This is a genomic window from Vibrio cyclitrophicus (assembly GCA_023206055.1).
Taxonomy (GTDB): Bacteria; Pseudomonadota; Gammaproteobacteria; order Enterobacterales; family Vibrionaceae; genus Vibrio; species Vibrio cyclitrophicus_A.
In genome coordinates, this window is sequence record CP065366.1 from 2217669 (window position 1) to 2236811 (window position 19143).

General features: G+C 44.0%; 15 protein-coding genes and 1 pseudogene. 10 read left to right on the forward strand and 6 right to left on the reverse strand.

What is annotated here, in order from left to right:
• Positions 1-7 precede the first annotated feature (7 nt).
• From ITG09_09735 to ITG09_09750, 4 genes are all read left to right on the forward strand, one after another.
• Positions 8-1123, forward strand: a complete 1116-nt coding sequence (locus ITG09_09735) for a J domain-containing protein (GenBank protein ID UPR50996.1) — start codon at positions 8-10, stop codon at positions 1121-1123.
• Between the two features lie 165 nt (positions 1124-1288).
• Positions 1289-1477, forward strand: coding sequence for a hypothetical protein (locus ITG09_09740; protein ID UPR50997.1), 189 nt, complete (start codon positions 1289-1291; stop codon positions 1475-1477).
• A gap of 320 nt (positions 1478-1797) precedes the next feature.
• Positions 1798-2205 (forward strand): hypothetical protein, encoded by a 408-nt coding sequence (locus ITG09_09745; protein ID UPR50998.1) that lies wholly within the window; start codon positions 1798-1800, stop codon positions 2203-2205.
• Between the two features lie 263 nt (positions 2206-2468).
• Positions 2469-3572 (forward strand): phosphoribosylaminoimidazolesuccinocarboxamide synthase, encoded by a 1104-nt coding sequence (locus tag ITG09_09750; protein ID UPR50999.1) that lies wholly within the window; start codon positions 2469-2471, stop codon positions 3570-3572.
• A gap of 181 nt (positions 3573-3753) precedes the next feature.
• On the opposite strand, the gene ITG09_09755 is transcribed toward ITG09_09750, so the two are convergent.
• Both ITG09_09755 and ITG09_09760 read right to left on the reverse strand, forming a co-directional pair.
• The gene (locus ITG09_09755; GenBank protein ID UPR51000.1) at positions 3754-4131 is read right to left on the reverse strand and encodes a transporter; all 378 of its coding nucleotides are present in this window, start codon (positions 4129-4131) and stop codon (positions 3754-3756) included.
• Positions 4132-4334: 203 nt separating this feature from the next.
• Entirely contained in the window at positions 4335-6719 is a 2385-nt protein-coding gene (locus tag ITG09_09760) for an ATP-dependent RNA helicase (GenBank protein ID UPR51001.1), read from the reverse strand.
• A 183-nt stretch (positions 6720-6902) separates the two neighbouring features.
• Between ITG09_09760 and ITG09_09765 the strand changes: the two genes are divergently transcribed.
• The 4 genes and pseudogenes from ITG09_09765 (at position 6903) to ITG09_09780 (ending at position 12524) form a co-directional block, all read left to right on the forward strand.
• The gene (locus tag ITG09_09765) at positions 6903-8591 is read left to right on the forward strand and encodes an NAD-dependent malic enzyme (protein UPR51002.1); all 1689 of its coding nucleotides are present in this window, start codon (positions 6903-6905) and stop codon (positions 8589-8591) included.
• A 161-nt stretch (positions 8592-8752) separates the two neighbouring features.
• Complete coding sequence (locus ITG09_09770) at positions 8753-9541, forward strand: YdcF family protein (protein UPR51003.1); 789 nt, start codon at positions 8753-8755, stop codon at positions 9539-9541.
• A gap of 197 nt (positions 9542-9738) precedes the next feature.
• Positions 9739-11109 (forward strand): DASS family sodium-coupled anion symporter, encoded by a 1371-nt coding sequence (locus ITG09_09775; GenBank protein ID UPR51004.1) that lies wholly within the window; start codon positions 9739-9741, stop codon positions 11107-11109.
• 241 nt (positions 11110-11350) lie between these two features.
• Positions 11351-12524 (forward strand): annotated as a pseudogene (locus ITG09_09780) (IS3 family transposase).
• A 91-nt stretch (positions 12525-12615) separates the two neighbouring features.
• Here ITG09_09780 and ITG09_09785 read toward each other — a convergent pair.
• Positions 12616-12966: a GlpM family protein gene (locus tag ITG09_09785; GenBank protein UPR51005.1), complete on the reverse strand. Its 351-nt coding sequence runs from the start codon at positions 12964-12966 to the stop codon at positions 12616-12618.
• Positions 12967-13094: 128 nt separating this feature from the next.
• Positions 13095-14390, reverse strand: coding sequence for a GGDEF domain-containing protein (locus tag ITG09_09790; GenBank protein ID UPR51006.1), 1296 nt, complete (start codon positions 14388-14390; stop codon positions 13095-13097).
• Between the two features lie 303 nt (positions 14391-14693).
• On the opposite strand from ITG09_09790, the gene ITG09_09795 reads away from it, so the two are divergent.
• Positions 14694-15518, forward strand: coding sequence for a DUF2797 domain-containing protein (locus ITG09_09795; protein ID UPR51007.1), 825 nt, complete (start codon positions 14694-14696; stop codon positions 15516-15518).
• 133 nt (positions 15519-15651) lie between these two features.
• On the opposite strand, the gene ITG09_09800 is transcribed toward ITG09_09795, so the two are convergent.
• Positions 15652-16944 carry a GGDEF domain-containing protein gene (locus ITG09_09800; GenBank protein ID UPR51008.1) on the reverse strand — a complete coding sequence of 431 codons (1293 nt, stop codon included), beginning with the start codon at positions 16942-16944 and terminating at the stop codon, positions 15652-15654.
• Between the two features lie 308 nt (positions 16945-17252).
• Positions 17253-18137, reverse strand: a complete 885-nt coding sequence (locus ITG09_09805) for a LysR family transcriptional regulator (GenBank protein ID UPR51009.1) — start codon at positions 18135-18137, stop codon at positions 17253-17255.
• A gap of 239 nt (positions 18138-18376) precedes the next feature.
• Here ITG09_09805 and ITG09_09810 point away from each other — a divergent pair, with 239 nt between their 5' ends.
• On the forward strand, positions 18377-19048 hold the full coding sequence (locus tag ITG09_09810) for a type 1 glutamine amidotransferase domain-containing protein (GenBank protein UPR51010.1): 672 nt from the start codon (positions 18377-18379) through the stop codon (positions 19046-19048).
• Positions 19049-19143: the final 95 nt, after the last annotated feature.

The following is a 19143-nucleotide window of genomic DNA, read 5'->3' on the forward strand; positions in this document are numbered from 1 at the left end:
TTATCTTTTGCTTATCCTATCCAACTTTCTGACATCATCGCCTCTAAGAACTCTGCTTCTCGCCTTCATCTTTGCCACGATACAGTTATTCTCAACACATTTGGTTCATGCAGAAAGTAGCCCTCAGCTGTCATTAGGTTCACAACCTCAAGATCCAGCATCTCAATACCAATTGGCGCAAGCGTATGAATTGGAAACGGATGTGCCTGAAAACATCGATGACGCATTCTATTGGTACTCGCAATCTGCAGATAATGGCAATGGAGATGCGCAATTTAAACTCGGTGAGTGGTATTTGGCGGGAATAAGTGTCGAACAAGATAACAAACTGGCCTTAGAGTGGTTTATCAAAGCGGCACTGCAAGGTAACAAGCAAGCGCCTATAAAAGTAGCAAAGATCTACGAATCCTCACTTGATAAGGAGCTCCTTCAACCACTAGATGCCGCGCAACTATGGTATGAAGCAGCCTTACAAAATAATCCACAAGCAGAAGATGGTTACAACCGTGTTTTAGAAGCACAATTCAACCAACAGCGTGCTAAGCAGATCTCTTCGATTGAGAAGCTCAATGATGACGTCAATACTGAAACCAGTACAAGTCAGGCGCTGTCTGGTCAACAACGACCTAATCAAGGGCTATCAAGCTCATTCCCTTCCGTTCAGCCCTATAATGGGCAAGCGGCAAGCTCTAATCTAACGAACTCTGACTATATGATTGGCGCAATACTGGCCATTTTGATTTCTATCGTGAGTATCAGTGGGACTCTGGTGATCTCGAGAAAGGGACAGATTTTAAAGTCTGGTGAATTGAATCAGCAACAACAGACTCTTGAAGCGCAACTTAACTCGAAGGATTTCACCATTAAGCAGCAAAAGCGTCAGCTTCAAACCATTTATAACGAATTAAAGAAGCAGAAAAACAGCAAAAGCCTAAGTCATTTACAAGTGGCTTGCGCTCTGTTTGGATACACACCGAGTTCAATACCTGACCAAAAAAGCATCAAGATCCGATACAAACAGCTATCAAAGATCTACCATCCAGATGGTCACGGATGTGACGAAGAAATGAAACGTTTGAACAATGCGCTAAAAACCATTTTACAAAGTGTTACAAAATCGTAAATAACCAAACAACTTTGACTTTCCAATTCACGGAGATATCGATTTTATTGGTGTTGCAATCGATCACCTTCTCAAAAACGGGTAACAAACTATTAACTAATGGGTCTTACTTGTGTCATAATTTGCGCCGAAAATACACCTGACTTAAACAGGTGAGGAGAAAATATGTTCACAATAGAAGGCGTTTGTGATTGGTGCAAAAAGCCAAGCCTAGTAAAAAAGCACGACTACCTAGATGGTAAGTGTCATCATGCATGTAAAGAGTGCAATGATATTGCAACCATTGATGTTCGCCAGTTCAATATTGGTGAAATGGAAATGAGAACAAAACTCTCCCAAGCGACATTGAGATAAGCAACACCGTGAAATATAAGAAAGCGCCTAAGGCGCTTTTTTTGTATCTGGGATTTATCTTCTTATCTTCTATACAGGTGTATACAGTACTTTTCTGTAAAAACCACTGTATACACCTGTATAGAAATCACATTATTTCAACTTATGAGACAAAACAACAAATTCATTCAAATTTAATTTATTGAATCATTTCAATTACTTAATTATATTTCATCCATAACTCCAGACAGAATCGTCCAATAATCCCGCAAAAAAGGCTTGATCTTATAAGCAACTAAAACTACTGTATACACATACAGCATGTATATAAGGACAGCAAAATGATTCAAGCACACGTTAAAGCACAACACTCTAGCCCGCTAGTTCACTGCGCATTTACATCAGCTTCTCGTAAAAGTAAAAATTCAAACGAGGAAGCGTTGTTTGCAAGAATGGCGTTGCTGTCCAATCAACATCAGTGGTTGCTGTTTACAGCTCAAACGCCACGACCATCGGCTAAGCAGCTTAAGCAACACAACGTGTGCTGTGACCGCGTTATTCACATGAAAGCCTCTCACCAGATGACGGAAGTTGAAACGGTTGAGAAAGCCATCCGCTCTAAGAATGCGAGTGCGATTGTTGCAAGTGCATCGATTGATCAGTTCAGCCAGCAATACCTAAGAACATTAGGAATGCGCTTTCAATGTGAAGTATTCTTTATGGATGCAAATTCAGAGCGTATTCACTGATCTACGTTGCTTAACATTTTGGTTCACAAACATAGCTTAATCTTTTAGCTCAAAAACACGGTCCAAACATACTGCCTTCCCCTGCCCTACAACTCGCCAATTTTTAAGCGGATAGTTAAGCAGGGTTTTTTATTTGATTAATAGATTTAGCAATCGTTTGCTTTTTCTCTGGAAGCAAACAGTAGATTGGGTATAATGCCCGTCTAATCATGTGCACACCGCACTTCTCTGTATGACGTTTGATAAAAGATAGGAATGTCTAAATGAGCCTTGCTGATCAAGTTCTTGCCGTAAATGATGACCTACCAATCCGTACTGACAAACCTGTCCACAGTGGCAAGGTTCGCTCAGTCTACTGGTTAACTGAAGAAGATAGCCAACGACTAATTAAAGAGAAAGGCTACGATGTAGCACCAGATGCGCCTTTAGCCATCATGGTGATCAGTGACCGTATCTCTGCATTTGATTGCATCTGGCGTGGTGAAGGGAATCTAAAAGGTGTTCCAGGTAAAGGAGCGGCTCTGAATGCTATCTCTAACCACTGGTTCAAATTGTTTAAAGACAACGGCCTTGCTGACAGTCATATCCTTGATATCCCTCACCCATTCGTATGGATTGTACAAAAAGCTCGTCCAGTCATGATTGAAGCGATTTGTCGTCAATACATCACAGGCTCTATGTGGCGTGCGTACGCGAACGGCGAACGTGAATTCTGTGGTATCGAGATGCCTGAAGGCCTAAAGAAAGACAAGAAGCTGCCTGAGCTACTTATCACGCCTTCTACTAAAGGGATTCTGAGAGATATTCCTGGCGTTCCAGAAGCTGACGATGTGAACATCACACGTAACAACATCGAAGATAACTTCGCAGCATTCAACTTTACTCAAGCAAGCGACATCGCTCATTACGAAAAATTGCTTAAAGAAGGCTTCAACGTAATCAGCCAAGCGCTAGCAAAAGTAGACCAAACCTTTGTTGATACAAAATTTGAGTTCGGCTACGTCAACGATGCTCAAGGTAAAGAAAAACTTATCTACATGGACGAAGTCGGTACTCCAGATTCATCTCGCATTTGGGATACTCAGGAATACAACAACGGCAACATCGTTGAGAATTCAAAAGAAGGCTTCCGTCAGTTCTTGCTTAACTACTTCCCTGATGCCGACATTCTTTTGAACAAAGAACGCATGCCAGAACGTGAGGCATTGGCTCGTGACAATGAACTGCCTCTTGATTCGCTAATGTCTCTGTCTCGCACTTACCTTGATATCGCAGCGAAAATCACAGGTGCAGAGATCGTACTGAGCGAAAATCCTAAGCAAGAGATCATTGATGTTCTGCGCGCTAACTATGGTCTAATCGACTAATTGCTTAATTGCTTAATTGCTTAATCTTAAGATAAAAAGCTAATAAGCTAATAAGCTAATAAGCTAATAAGCTAGAAAGCTAGAAAGCACAGATTTTAGATACTAAAAGGGCCTCACAATATTGAGGCCCTTTTTACGTGTACGTTTTTATATCCTTTGAGAGAGCTTATAGGCGACTGAGTTACAACCTAATCGTCAACTCTTCCCCAGAATTACCCGCAATCACTAAATGACTGCGCGATTCGATGTACTCGATCTGCTCTTCTTCAAGAGAATATGGCATAACCACCTTAAGTTCATTGATACCTTCGAGCTTGGCAAGCTTAAGCAAAGTAACAATGTTTGATTCATCGCTTTTACGTGTCGACATTGATTTCAATGCCATCTGCCATAAGCGATCCTCTGGGGTACCCAGCTCTTTAATGCTATCTCGCCAAACGGTACTGAACACTGGCGCAATTGTGGTGAGTGCTTCCAGAAAAGTCCATTTTTTACTGCATGAGGCGCCAAGAAATGTTGTGTAATCGAACTCTACACGCGTTTCTTCCTGTTTATCCATGATGTCCCCCGACACTTTGGCAACACAATATACTCAATATCTATCAACTTTTTCTTTATAGCAATAGGATATAGAAGAATAGTCTTTTATGACCTTTTGATTGGTTAAAAAGGCATATAAAAATCAAACTTGTAACAAAATAAGCACTGAAAAATCATATATGCACCTATTTGATTAATATTTTAGAGATAAAAGTTATCCATCTATTTGATATCAATTATTCGGCTCGCTTTTTTGTATTGAATACGCCACCCAGACCATGTGGGTAGCTCCCAACGTTTTGGTGATAACTTCCGACTACCCGATTGATAATGAACGTAAATCAACTTCCTTCCAGTCAGGTATTCCACCTCAAGTTGCAAGTCGGCAAGACACAATGAAAACGGGTATTTTTCCGAGAATTCGTTATACAGCCAAGTAGGTATACCATCAAAGGGAATATCGTCATGTTCGAACATTTCCAGCTCACTGACATCCGTCACGCCTAACACTTCCAGTTGCTCTATAAACCATAGTTCAAAGCTCAATTGCTCGATCTCTGGCGTATATTTGGTTTGTTCATCTAACCCAAGTTTCACGTACAATTGCCAATGCTTAATCTCTTGAGTGCGAACCTCTGCAAAGCCAGGAAGCTGAGCACCACTTACCACAAGATCAACGATAGGCTTCAAAGATAACTGACCTTCTGCCGCAACGAGCTTGGTATTAATCGTGCGGCCAGCGTACACCAATGCCATTTCGGTAAACACACCCTCGTCATTGACCACAGTTTCACCTTGCTGCCATTCACCTAATTCTGCTTCAACAACGAGTTCTAAAGGAATAGGAGCAGTGGTCGTCGCTAATGTGAATGTTTGCTTCACACCGCGCCCCGGCAAGCTGTGAGTGTCCAACACCAACATCGCTTGTGCATTGTCAGGGAAGCGATTCTGACGGCCGAGTACTACTTCTAACATCCCGTTAGCAAAGGCTTCTGTTCTTTTCAGTCGGCGTACAAACACCAATTCAGGATGCAGCTGAATAATGGTTTCAAGTAGAGCGGTGCGTTGGTAGCGAGAGGCAACCTCTAACTGCGGAAGTTCAAATACCTCACGCATTTGCTTAGCCAGACCTTGAGCTTCATTCCGTGCTTGCTGGTCGATGTCTAAATGCGGATATTCGCGACCACGCACAACCTGTATGAGTAAAGATAAATCACACCCTTCTTTCTCTTGTTGCGCGAGCGCTTCTAGGTGCTCTGCATTGTTTGGTAACTGATACAAACGAGCAGGAACGGACAACGCCGCAGTGAGATCGACCATCGCTTCTTTTAATGATTTGGGTTTGATTCGAGTAACGATATCGGCATACAAAGCATCTATCGGCAACGGATACAGCTTTTTACCATGCTCGGTAATTTGATGGTCGGCGTTAATCGCTTCCATCCTCAGCAAGGTTTGAGTCGCGCTGTTTAATGATTTTTCAGGAATAGGATCAAGGAAAGACAGACTCTCTAGAGTCGCACCACAACATGCCGCCGCCAACATAGGTTCGGTCAGTTCTTCACGCTGTAGTTCAGGAGGCGTAACCAACTCCAACGCCGCATGTTCGCCATACAAACGAACACAGACACCATCCATTACCCTACCCGCGCGGCCCGCTCGTTGTTTGGCACTCGCTCGTGATATGGATTTAAGCATCAATGTGGTTCTGCCATTACGCTGGACGGTGCGTCTTTCTAATCCTGAATCTATCACCACGCCAATATCAGGAATGGTTAATGAGGTTTCAGCAACGTTGGTCGCCAAAATGACTTTTCGTAAACTATCGCCGTCATTTTTAGTATCGATATTACGACCAGAGAGCGCCAAATCTCGTTCTTTATCACTCACCGACGCATGTAATTTAACGACTTGGATATCTGGATTTTTCGCTAAGGCCTGTTCACATTGCACGATCTCTTTTTTACCCGGCAGAAAAACCAATATATCGCCAGAAGACGCTATCAATTGATGATTCACTTCTTCAGCAATGCGCTGCTCTAGATGTCGACTATCCGGCAGAGCTCTGGATTCATTCGCTCGGTGTTCAATCTCAACTTGATAAGTTCGTCCTTCACAGCGTATGCGATTCGCCTCCAAATACTGAGCAAGGCGTTCACCTTCAATGGTTGCTGAAGTGATCACCAAACGATGACTCGCTTTTTGCTTCAGAATCGCCACCAGCAGATCAATGTCCCAACGTCTCTCATGAAATTCATCCACCACAATCACATCGAAGTTAGCTAATCCATCTTCTGACAGCCAACGCAGCGCGATACCGGGCGTCACAAACACAACGTCTGTTTGCTCGTTGTACTCCGACTCTAGCTTAATCGCATAGCCAACCTTTGAACCCAGCTTTTCTCCCGATTGTTGCGCTAAATATTTAGCCAGTGATGTACACGCGATGCGTCTTGGCTCCACCACCAACACTCGCCCATGTTGAGAAGCCCAAATTGGTAAGCGCGTTGATTTACCTGATCCGGTTTCAGCCTCTACGACAAGGTGAGAACTAACGATTTGTTCGTGGAATACGTTTTGATAAGCATCGATGGGAAGTAATGACATAAAATGGAGAATTGCGAAAAAGTGTGTGCAGAGTATAACGAATTATCGTGTTGAAATTCGATAAGTGTGGGACAGAGGTAAGAATATCATTTTGTTTGCTCAGATCGCGGAGAAACTATTTACAATTGAATAACTAAACCGTTATCATTTTTCAGTTACCCTTTCTCCCATATTAGGCATCCAATGAACAACGATAAACGCCCTCTATATATCCCTTATGCTGGTCCTGCTCTACTAAGTACACCTCTTCTAAACAAAGGCAGCGCATTCTCGGCTGAAGAGCGCAGTTCTTTCAACCTTGAAGGTTTGTTACCGGAAACAACCGAAACAATCCAAGAGCAAGTAGGACGTGCATACAAACAATATTGTAACTTCGAAAGTGATATGGATAAGCATATCTACCTTCGTAACATCCAAGACACTAATGAAACGCTTTTTTATCGTTTAGTTCAAAACCACATCTCTGAAATGATGCCTATCATTTACACGCCAACGGTTGGCGCAGCATGTGAGAACTTCTCAAATATTTACCGTCGTGGCCGTGGTCTGTTTATCTCATACCCGAACCGCGATCGTATCGATGATCTACTGAATAATGCGACAAACCACAATGTTAAAGTTATCGTGGTTACGGATGGTGAGCGCATTCTTGGTTTGGGAGACCAAGGTATCGGTGGCATGGGTATTCCAATCGGTAAGCTAGCACTTTACACAGCGTGTGGCGGCATCAGCCCTGCTTACATGCTACCAATCGTGCTCGATGTGGGTACGAACAACCCTCAACGTCTTGCAGACCCAATGTACATGGGCTGGCGTCACCCTCGTATCACAGGTGCTGACTACGATGCATTCGTTGAAGAGTTCATCCAAGCGGTTCAACGTCGTTGGCCTGATGCATTAGTTCAATTCGAAGATTTCGCACAAAAGAACGCAATGCCACTGCTTGAGCGTTACAAAGATCGCCTCTGTTGTTTCAACGATGACATCCAAGGCACAGCAGCTGTAACGGTTGGTTCTCTACTTGCAGCATGTAAAGCAGCAAACAGCAAACTTTCAGATCAACGAATCACCTTCTTAGGTGCGGGTTCTGCAGGTTGTGGTATTGCTGAAGCTATCATTGCTCAAATGGTGTCTGAAGGTATCAGCGATGCACAAGCTCGCTCTCAAGTTTACATGGTTGACCGTTGGGGTCTGCTACAGGAAGGAATGCAAAACCTGCTTGATTTCCAACAGCGTCTGGTTCAAACCAACGAAAACACCAAAGACTGGGAAAGCGACGGCACTGGTTTCTCTCTATTAGACGTTGTTCGCCACGCGAAACCAACAGTATTGGTTGGTGTATCTGGTGCTCCAGGTTTATTCAGCAAAGAAGTCATCAAAGAGATGAACCTACACTGTGAACGCCCTATCGTGTTCCCACTGTCGAACCCAACTAGCCGTGTTGAAGCAACGCCAAACGACATCATTCGTTGGACTGATGGCCAAGCACTTGTTGCAACAGGTAGCCCATTTGAGCCAGTGGTTCACAACGGCACGACTTACCCAATCGCTCAATGTAACAACAGCTACATCTTCCCAGGTATTGGCCTTGGTGTACTGGCTGTGAACGCTTCACGCATCACTGACGAAATGCTAATGGAATCGAGCCGTGCACTTGCAACGTGTTCTCCACTAGCAATCAATGGCACAGGCGCTCTACTTCCACCATTGGAAGAGATCCACACCGTATCTAAGAAGATTGCTTTTGCCGTTGGTAAAAAAGCGATTGAGCAAGGTGTTGCTCTAGAGATCACTGAAGAAGCATTGCAACAAGCGATTGACCAGCACTTCTGGCAGCCGGTTTACCGTCGCTACAAGCGTACTGCATTCTAATAGAGCATACTTGTTCTCAAATAGCACTCTTACAAGAGCCTCTGCAATCGCAGGGGCTTTTTTCTTTACACTGTCTTGTCTTTTTAACTGATTTTTCTCATTTTTATTTGGTATTATCGAGCACTCAAAAATTAATGCTCAGTCAAAGGACCATACCGAGAGTGAAATTTGATTCTCACATTATCCGTAGCTACTTAAATAAAGCTTACAAGAAACTGCAAGGTTTTCTGTTTGGCGCTTTCCTCGTGTTCTTAGTAGGCAGCGCTGCGGTTATTGCGATCGATTATTGGGTTTCATGGCAAGCGGAAGATCGCATCATCTACGATATAGATGAAGTGCCCGAGCTTGAGGTCGCCGTTGTGCTTGGCACGAGCAAATATTTGGGTCGAACACTCAACGACTATTATAAGCACCGAATCGAAGCCGCAATTGAGCTCTTCGATCGTGAAAAAGTAGACCAATTTCTACTGAGCGGCGATAACGCTCATCGCTCTTACAATGAACCGTGGACGATGAAGCGCGACTTGTTAAAAGCGGGCGTCCCCGAGGAACGCATCAATCTAGATTACGCGGGTTTCAGAACCTTGGACTCGATTGTTCGCGCCAAAAAGATATTCGATACCGATAACTTTCTGATCATCACTCAAAAATTCCACTGTGAAAGAGCGCTATTCATCGCTAACTCTTACGATATTCACGCGCAGTGTTTAGCGGTTTCAGGTCCAACCCACCATTCGGGAAGCTCAATACGTTTACGTGAAGTGTTTGCGCGTACCAAAGCGTTTCTTGACCTGTATATTATGGGAACAACGCCAAAGTTCCTTGGACCTAAAGAGCCGATTCAACCGAGTCCAAAACCGGAATCATTTCCGATCCCAAACCCTATTACTGACCCCACTGTAAACCCTACAACAAACCCGATTGCAGACCCCGCAGAGACCGATGTGTAGAAAACTACACATTTTGAATTTGTTGCCTCACACTTCACCATTGTTAAGCAAAAACACACCAACACTCCTTTATTAACTTGAGTAACATTCTTCCAACAAAGTCTGACCCTACATCAAGCTATATACCTCGAAAATAATAAGCACAACTCAATGAAGTCGTGCACCAATAAAACGAGGATAAACAAAAGGAGCGTCTTATGACGGCACTTGTTACTACACTGAAACACTGGTTGTTTACCCGCAACAGCATGATATTAATTGGTAATTTCACGCTATTTGCAGTTTTGCTCAATACCCTGCCATTCGAAGCGCAAGTGAATACGGGGTTAAGTATTCTCGTGTTCGTTGCCATTCTATGGTTAACAGAAGCTATTCACGTCAGCATCACCGCTCTGCTCGTTCCCCTATTGGCTGTCTTGTTTGGTGTATTCAACACGCCTGCAGCACTGGCTAACTTCTCAAACCCTATCATCTTCTTATTTATGGGTGGTTTTGCGTTGGCAGCCGCACTGAACAAGCAAGAGCTAGATAAAGCGATTGCAGACAAAGTACTGCTGATAGCAAAAGGTAGAATGTCAGTAGCTGTGTTCATGTTGTTCGGTGTGAGTGCGGGCCTATCCATGTGGATATCAAACACAGCCACCACAGCAATGATGCTTCCTCTTGTTCTTGGCATCATGAACAAAGTCGACCAAAGTGAAGACCGCAACACGTACGTGTTCGTGCTGCTGGGTATCGCTTACTGTGCATCGATTGGTGGTATCGCGACCTTAGTGGGTAGCCCACCGAACGCAATCGCCGCTGCAGAAGTTGGCTTGAGCTTTACTGAGTGGATGGCGCTAGGTCTTCCAATCTCACTTATCTTGATGCCAATCGCGATGTTCATTCTTTATGTGATGACGAAGCCAAAGCTTGACCACAAATTCGAGCTAGACCACGCTCCTGTAGAGTGGACGAACAGCAAAAAAATCACGCTATCTATCTTCTTGTTAACGGTTACGCTTTGGATATTCGGTAAGCCAATCAACGCAATGATCGGCGGCTTCTCTAAGTTCGATAGCTTGGTAGCGATTGGTGCGATTGTACTGCTTGGTGCTTCTAGAGCTGTAGAATGGAAAGACGTTGAGAAAACTACGGACTGGGGTGTACTTATCCTGTTCGGCGGCGGTATCTGTTTAAGTAATATTCTGAAAGCGACAGGAACTAGCGTATTCCTAGCACACTCATTAAGCGGGTTTTTAGAAACAGCTGGCGTACTGCTTACGATTCTAGCCGTGGTAGCCTTCGTGGTATTCCTAACAGAGTTTGCGAGTAACACAGCGAGTGCGGCATTGCTTGTCCCTGTATTTGCGACTATTGCAGAAGCGCTGGGTATGTCTCCAGTTATCTTGTCTGCACTGATTGCGGTAGCTGCATCTTGTGCTTTCATGCTGCCAGTCGCGACACCACCTAACGCAATCGTGTTTGGATCAGGCCACATTAAGCAGAAAGAGATGATGCGAATCGGTATGGTGTTAAACCTAGTTTGTATCCTAGTTCTGACTTTGTTCGCTTGGATCTTCTGGTAAGCACTAACGTCCTATAAGCGCATACTTGTAGGAATGCTCCCCTAAACTGGTTGAACTTCCCCCGGTTCAACCAATACAAAAATGCCCGCTCAGTTTGAAACTACCAGTCAACTGAACGGGCACATAAAAACAAGAAACGCTTTTCCCTTTTGGTGGCCCCGCGCCACCTTTTTTGTTTTTGGCTATTGGCTATTGATGTGACCCCATAAAAGTAGACACTTAATACAGAGCATTGAGTGTCATGAAAGTAAAATCACAAAGGCAATATACAGACGAATTTAAACGAGAAGCTGTTCAGCGATCTCTTGATTCTTCTGACACCGTTAAGTCAGTAGCACTATCCTTAGGAATATCGCCGGTGCTACTTTCTAAATGGAGATGCCAAATGACGTCGAAGAAGACTAATAACTCCCTCCCAATACCTAATCACGGTCCCGAAAATCCGTTGCACAACTGGAGAAAGAGATCCGTCAATTGAAAAAGAAGCTTGAGATTGCAGAGCTGGAGAATGATTTCTTAAAGGAAGCGAAGGCTTTCTTCGACAGCCAAAAAGAATAAGGTTCGAGTATATCCTTAAGAAGGCCAGTGTGAAGTTTCCTGTCATTCGACTATGCAAATGGTTAGGCGTTTCTAAAGCGGGTTATTACAAGTGGCTAACAAGGAAACCATCGAAGCGAGAGACAGACAATGAGTCTTTAAGTCACTACTTGAGGAGAGAAAGCAAAGCTCAGTATTGTATTCCAGGCTATCGAAAGCTTTGGGAAGCAGCAGTCGCTAACGGCTTTATTTGCAATAAAAAGCGAGTACAGAGGCTTCTACAGAATATGGGCTATCGCTCTTGCGCGAGTAAGAGGCGATATGGACGAGCGCCAAGACAAAATGCGCTTATACCAGCCTATAACATTCTTGCCCGTCAATTTAAGGTGGATAAACCCGATCGAGTTTGGGTGTCTGATATAACTCAGGTGCGCTGTACGGATGGCTGGCAATACCTGTGCGTCGTCTTAGATTTGTTTTCACGCAAAGTGATTGGTTGGTCGACAAGTCGCATTAATAACGCAAAGTTAGTGCTTAGAAGCCTGAATAAGGCTTGGGAACAAAGGCAGCCCTTAGGTCACGAGCTTTTGTTTCACTCCGATCAAGGTATACAGTATCGAGCGTTGGAGACGATCCGTTGGCACCGTAAACGAAAGATTAAAGTCAGCATGTCGAGAAAAGGAAACTGTTGGGATAACGCTTGTTCCGAAAGCTTCTTTGCGCAATATAAGAAAGAGTGGATGAACAACTTAGATCAGCTTTCACGACAAGAAATGACGATGCAGAGTCGCATTTATATCGATACCTATTATAATCCAGTAAGAAGACATGGGACTCTAGGTGGAGTGAGTCCCATAGACTTTGAACTAATCAACTAAACCCCTGTGTCTACTTTTTAGGGGCCATATCACTATTGGCTATTGGCTATTGGCTAAAGCAAACAACTCATAACTATTCAGAACAACAGTGTTAAATTGCGCTTGGCACCAAACGCGTCCAACCTAGCAGTAGCATCGAAGCACATAACACCCACACTAAGGTTGCCAACGAGAGTGTCGATACCAAGTTATAGCGATAACTGAACACATACACTGCGCCAAGATAAGCGGCGTATGGCACAAGTGAAAACAGGCCAAACAACGCTGTGGTACGCAACTCGACCATGGTTTGTTCCGTGCCGACAATGTAGTGAGCAATCAGAGCAAAGGTCGGAAACAGCGGCACTAAACCAGAGATATAAAAGCTCTTACTTTTCGACAACAGAGCAATTAATAAAACCGCCGCTGCACCTAGCAAACATTTAAAGAACAGTGAAATCATTTCAATACGTTATCCAAACATACTAACCAACAAAAGGTTCTAGAGGGTAAACTCATATAGCGCCCATAAAAACGCCACACGTCACATATGCACGTGTGGCTTATTAAGTGATCAAAACAATTTTTAGATTAGTGACTCAAGATCACTTGATTTCTACCTGAATGCTTCGCTTGATATAAAGCTTCATCAGCGCGGGCAATGGTCTCTGTCACTCGTTCTTGCTTCATCTCGGCAACACCAATACTGCATGTCAGTGGATCGCCATGAACCCAAAGGTGTTGGCTGACTAAAAGTCGAATTTTCTCGGCCTTCCTTTGTGCTTCGCCAAGATCAGTCTCAGGGCAAAAAACAATAAATTCCTCGCCGCCCCAACGAACCAACTTGTCGGTAGCGCTGATCGAGCTGCCCACCACCATGCTGAACTCACGTAATATATGGTCACCCATTTGGTGCCCGTATTTATCGTTCACACTCTTGAAGTAATCAATATCGAGATAGAGCATACTCAGCTTACCGTGGCCTTGCTTCACGTATTGTGACTGCATTTTCAACCAATCACGAATCGCGTGTCGGTTGAGTATTCCTGTTAACTCATCACGATGGGCCATCTCTGAAAATTCAAAGTTTTGTTCTCTCAGTGCCCGATTGACGTTCTTCAAGTGATGATGTCTTTTCTCTGCAATCACCATGCGCTTTCTTGATCTGTGCAACTCTGAAAGCAGGAACACAGTGCCCGTACCTACCCAAACAAACAGCAAGATCATAAACAAGCTTTCACCCGTGATATACGAGCCTTCGAATTCAATACTTCGTATGACGATTCTGTGGTGACCGAGTTTCGCTCCAGACGCAGTAGCAAACTCGACCATATTCACGTTCGAATACTCAGGGGCAGAGTGCTCTAACGCAATATCGTTATCAGCCAACCACCATGTCATCACTTGCAGGTTTTTGATCGGAATCTCAATCACACCACCATCAATTCCTGGAGAAAATTCCATCCCGTTGTACTTGTGCGTGTACTCGTCATCAGGAACCGAATAAGCAGGGTTGTAGTTACGTAGGTAGGTTCTCAAACGACCGCTAGAGTCAGCCTCTGCATGGTAATCAATGTTCACTCTAAAGGTGTGATATTGGGAAAGATCAAGACCTTCGGTAATGTCAGGGGTGATTCGAATCGATAAGCCGCAATAAGGCCACGGATACTCGGATTCTTTAAGTTCACACTCGAGAATGTACTGCCCATTTTCATAAAAAAACTGGGATGTACTGATTCCCCTATCAACTCGATCGCTGGTCGCGATAAATTCATATTTATCAGGGGTAATTGCCGTTATCACACGATTTCCGCTCACACGGTAATACTGCACAATGGCAAGCGTTGCGATAACTAGAAAGATAACAATCTTATGGATCCACTTCACGTCTAAGCTTCCGGCTTAATATCCCTATAATTGGGACTTCATGATAAAAAATAAGTTGAGAGAATTAGTGATCTTAATGCCAATAATCCACTAAAAAACGTTATATCACGCCCGAACAAAATGTCATACTATATTTTTATGCAAGTGCATGCTGTTGATTATTCACGTCGAGAATCAAGTAATATTGCGTATAAAAACAGGTCCTATTTGTTATACTCATCGCATAATCATCGTTAACCGTATCGCCTGCTCACAAGGCGAACGAGTGGGCGAAATAATAATCAAAATACAACGAGTAATGTCATGTCTTTATTAGCAAAAGGAACACTCAAGAAGATGAGTGCTTCCCTTGATGGTGCGGTTACTTACCGTTTACCTGTAGGTGAAGAGTTTGTAGAACTAAACCCTCTGATTGGTAAAACCATCAACCTCACCCATACTGGCAATATTTTTTGTTGTTCGTGTGGTAAGAAAACCAAGAAAAGCTACTCTCAAGGCCACTGCTTTGTGTGCATGAGAAAGCTAGCAAGTTGCGACATGTGCATCATGAAGCCAGAGACTTGCCACTACGATGAAGGTACTTGTCGTGAGCCTGAATGGGGCGAAGCGAACTGCATGGTTGATCACTTCGTTTACCTGTCGAACACATCAAGCCTTAAAGTGGGTATCACTCGTCATACTCAAATCCCGACTCGCTGGATCGACCAAGGTGCCACTCAAGGCCTGCCAATCTTGAAAGTGAAAACACGTCAAATTTCTGGCCTGATCGAAGTTGAATTAGCAAAACACATTGCTGACAAAACCAACTGGCGCACGCTGCTTAAAGGCGACGGCGACGATATGGAATTGGTAGAAAAAGCCAAAGAACTGTTGCCGTTGGTTGAGGATAAAATCCAAGAGATCAGAGCGAAGTTTGGTGATGATGCTATCGAGATTCTTAGCGAAAACATCACTTCATTGAGCTACCCAGTAGAACAACACCCAGTGAAAATTGTATCGCACAACTTTGATAAGAACCCTGAAGTGACGGGCGTACTTCAAGGCATTAAAGGCCAATACCTAATCCTAGATACTGGTGTGATTAACATCCGTAAATTTGGCTCTTACGAAGTAGAAGTGTCTGCATAACTTTTAGAACTTAAGCGTTTCTCATCGTGAGAAGCGTTTAGTTAATAGCCAAAAACTCAAATGCCCTCAAGTGATGACTTGAGGGCATTTTTCGTTGTCGATTCTATTCGCCATTGGATAATGGTTATAAGCGTTAAAGCGCAACTACATCTCCGTCTACACAATTCTTGCCATTGGCTTTCGCGCGATAGAGAGATTGATCGGTTAAATTCACGAGTGCGTCAATCGTTACACCGCCTTCACAGGCTTGGCTATCACTGATTCCGATACTGACACTCGAATTAAATCGAATCTGTTCATCGATTTTGAACTCGACTTGATGGAACTGTTGGCGAACCTGTTCAGAAACCTCATGCGCTGTTTCAAGAGACGCATTTGGGATAAATATAATAAACTCTTCACCACCCCAACGGCCTGCTACTCCGCCGACTTTCTCGGCATTGCGCTTGGTAATATTAGCCAAAGCACAAATGACTTCATCACCAACCATATGGCCGTAAGTATCATTAATCGACTTAAAATCATCGATATCCAGCAGCATACACACAAGGTAGTTGTTAGAGGACATGTGCTCTCTCAGCCACTCATAAATCGCTCTGCGGTTAAGTAAGTTAGTCATTTCATCGTAGTTCGCTTGGTGAACCAACTGCTTTTCCAACATCACCTTTTGCGTCACATCTTCGAGAACAACCTGAACAGCGGGCAGACCTTTCCAAGTAATCGCATTGTCGTAAATATTGAAGAACCGATGAACGCCATCAAAGCCAATGTTTTCAACCACAGTACTCGTTCCGGACAACTCCCCCGAAACGATCGCTTGATAGTGCTTGCTAATGCCATCGGTATTCTGTTTTGGCACCAGTTCAAGGATAGAGTCCAACTCTAATACTTGCTCAATGGAAGAACCACCCTGCATTTTAACCCACGATTGATTGACCATCAGCGGTTTGAACTCTCGGTGAACCAAGATGCCCTGCCCTGATTGCATGATCATATCGTGATACATCTTATCTTGTTCACGCACCGCATTTTGTAGCTGAATCGCAGGGGAAAGATCGATCACCGTGACTTGCAGTGCTGGCCGACCTTGCCACTCTGTCACATGGTCAATAGAGAACACTGTGAACTCTCGACCATTGCGATCAACATTAACATAGGTGTGGACCTGCGGATCGCGTTGACCACTGATCGTTTCAAGGTAATTTTGATAGGCTAAAACATGGTATTCTTCTGAGATTAGATCTAGGAAGCTATCTATATTAGTAAGTAGTTCTTCGGGTGATTGGTATCCATAGATGCGAGCATAATTAGCGTCAACACTAACTACATTCATATCTTGAATAGTTATTACACCGTACGTGGATTCGAAATTTATTGAAGACATTGCCAACTCCGCACTCTCGCTACACTCCACAAACTGGAGCATAACAACACATCCTGCCAACGCTTCCACACAATCTTTCACGCGTTAGGGGCATTAATATGGTATCTAGTATATCGTACTGCTACAGGCTTCTCTACAATTCTATCGCTAACACGAGTCACTAAAAGTAGACAAGTATCTCAATCCTATTACTCGCGTCAAAAAACAAAAAAAGATAACGTATATCTATGTAAGCGTTAGCTTTTCTGTTTTCCGCTTTAAAGTAGGTAGCTAGAGCTAATCACGACTCTTTTCAAATCCTTTTATTATTCACTTCTATCTTGTTGGCTGTTAGCTTGAAACCTTGTCGGTTATTCATTCCAATCCGAAAAGTAAGCGACTAAGAAGTCGATCGCCAATCTTGCTCTCTGGGGTAAAAAACGACGGTTTTGATATACGACCCAACTGCTGGTTCCCGCTCCCCAATACTCTTCAAGCACCGGGACCAGTTTTCCATTACTAAGACCGCCATTGAAGCTGCTTTTGGGTAGGTAGACAACACCAAGCCCCTCTTCACATGCTTTCAGTACTGCGCTCGAATTGTTACTGCGCCAGCGCCCATGCACTCGTACTGCATTTAACGGTTTACCCTCTTTCTCAAACAGCCACTGATCACTGTTGGCAATAATACAACTGTGCAACTTCAACTGCTCAGGCTGGGTTGGAGAACCAAATTGATCGATGTAATCCTGACTCGCGGCCGCTGCCATCGGACGATCCACCAGCTTCCTTGCCACCAAACCAGAATCATCTAACCGACCATAACGAATCGCGAAGTCGATACCATCTTCGATGAAGTTAACCATGTTGGTATTGAAGTTCATTTCGATGGTGAGATCAGGGTGATCTTTGGCAAATTCCATTAGCGCCGCCGCGACATGATTTTCTGCAAACGCACCCGCCGCACTCACGCGTAAAGTACCACTCAGCTGAGCTTGTTGAGACGTGACTTGTTCATTCGCCTGTTGCAGCCCGATAACCAGATCTTTGCATTGCTGATAATAGGTATGCCCAGACTCGGTCAAACTCACCATACGAGTTGAACGCGCCAACAACGCCACGCCTACCCGTTCTTCTAGTCTCGATACTTGGCGGCTGACATGGCTGGTGCTGCAACCCAATTGTTTCGCTGCCGCGGAAAAGCCGTGGCATTCGGCTACCGCAACAAACTCATTAATCCCTTCAAAGCTATCCATACTTCACCTGTTAACGTCTAACGAATTCACATTCGACTAATTCACATCTGACTATTGCTATATAGCAATAATGTTTTGCCTATTCGGCATATTATCACTCAAATGGTTTGCTACTAGTATTACAGGTAATGAAACAGCGGCATCTAAATTGAAAACTTTGGTTTTCTAAATAAAAACCACGATGCCTAAAGAAAAACCACAACGCTGAAACCAAACAAACGTGCTCAAAGGGACGAATCATGAAAAAAATACTAATACCTGTAACTAACCACGCAACACTAGGCGATACAGATCAAGCGAACGGTACTTACGCACCTGAACTGACTCATGCTCTGAAAGAGATCATTGCTGCGGGTTTTGAGTACGACATCGCGTCTATCAAGGGTGGCAAAGGCCCATTGTACGGAACCAATATTGAAGGGGATTCAGTAAACGCCGAGATCTTGGCTGATGATGACTTCCAGAACCGCATTAATAACACGATTCCTGTAAGCCAAATTAACGTAGAAAGCTACGATGCTATCTTCTACCCAGGTGGATTCGGCCTACTTTCTGACTTAGCAACCGACGAGCAATTCGCAGCGATTGCGGCTAAGCACTATGAAGATGGCGGTGTGATCGCATCTGTATGTCACGGCCCAGCAGCACTGCTTCCGATTGTCCTAAGCAACGGCGAGAAGCTATTGAGCTCTAAATCGGTGACTGGCTTTACACGCGAAGAAGAGATCGACTTTGGCACAATCAATGACATTCCGTTCTTATTGGAAGAGTCTCTTGCTCGCAGCGCAGCGCGTTTCAATAAGGTTCAACCTTGGCATGAGCTTGTAATTGTTGATGAGCGAGTGATTACCGGTCAGAACCCAACCAGTGCGCACGCAGTAGGTGTAGCCCTCGTTAAGCAGTTGTCTTAGTTCAATCACGGCTTAATCGAGTGGCGGTTTTAGTCTTAGTAACCGTCCTAACAGAATAACTACCGTTAAACAGATATAAGTTCATGAAACAAAAA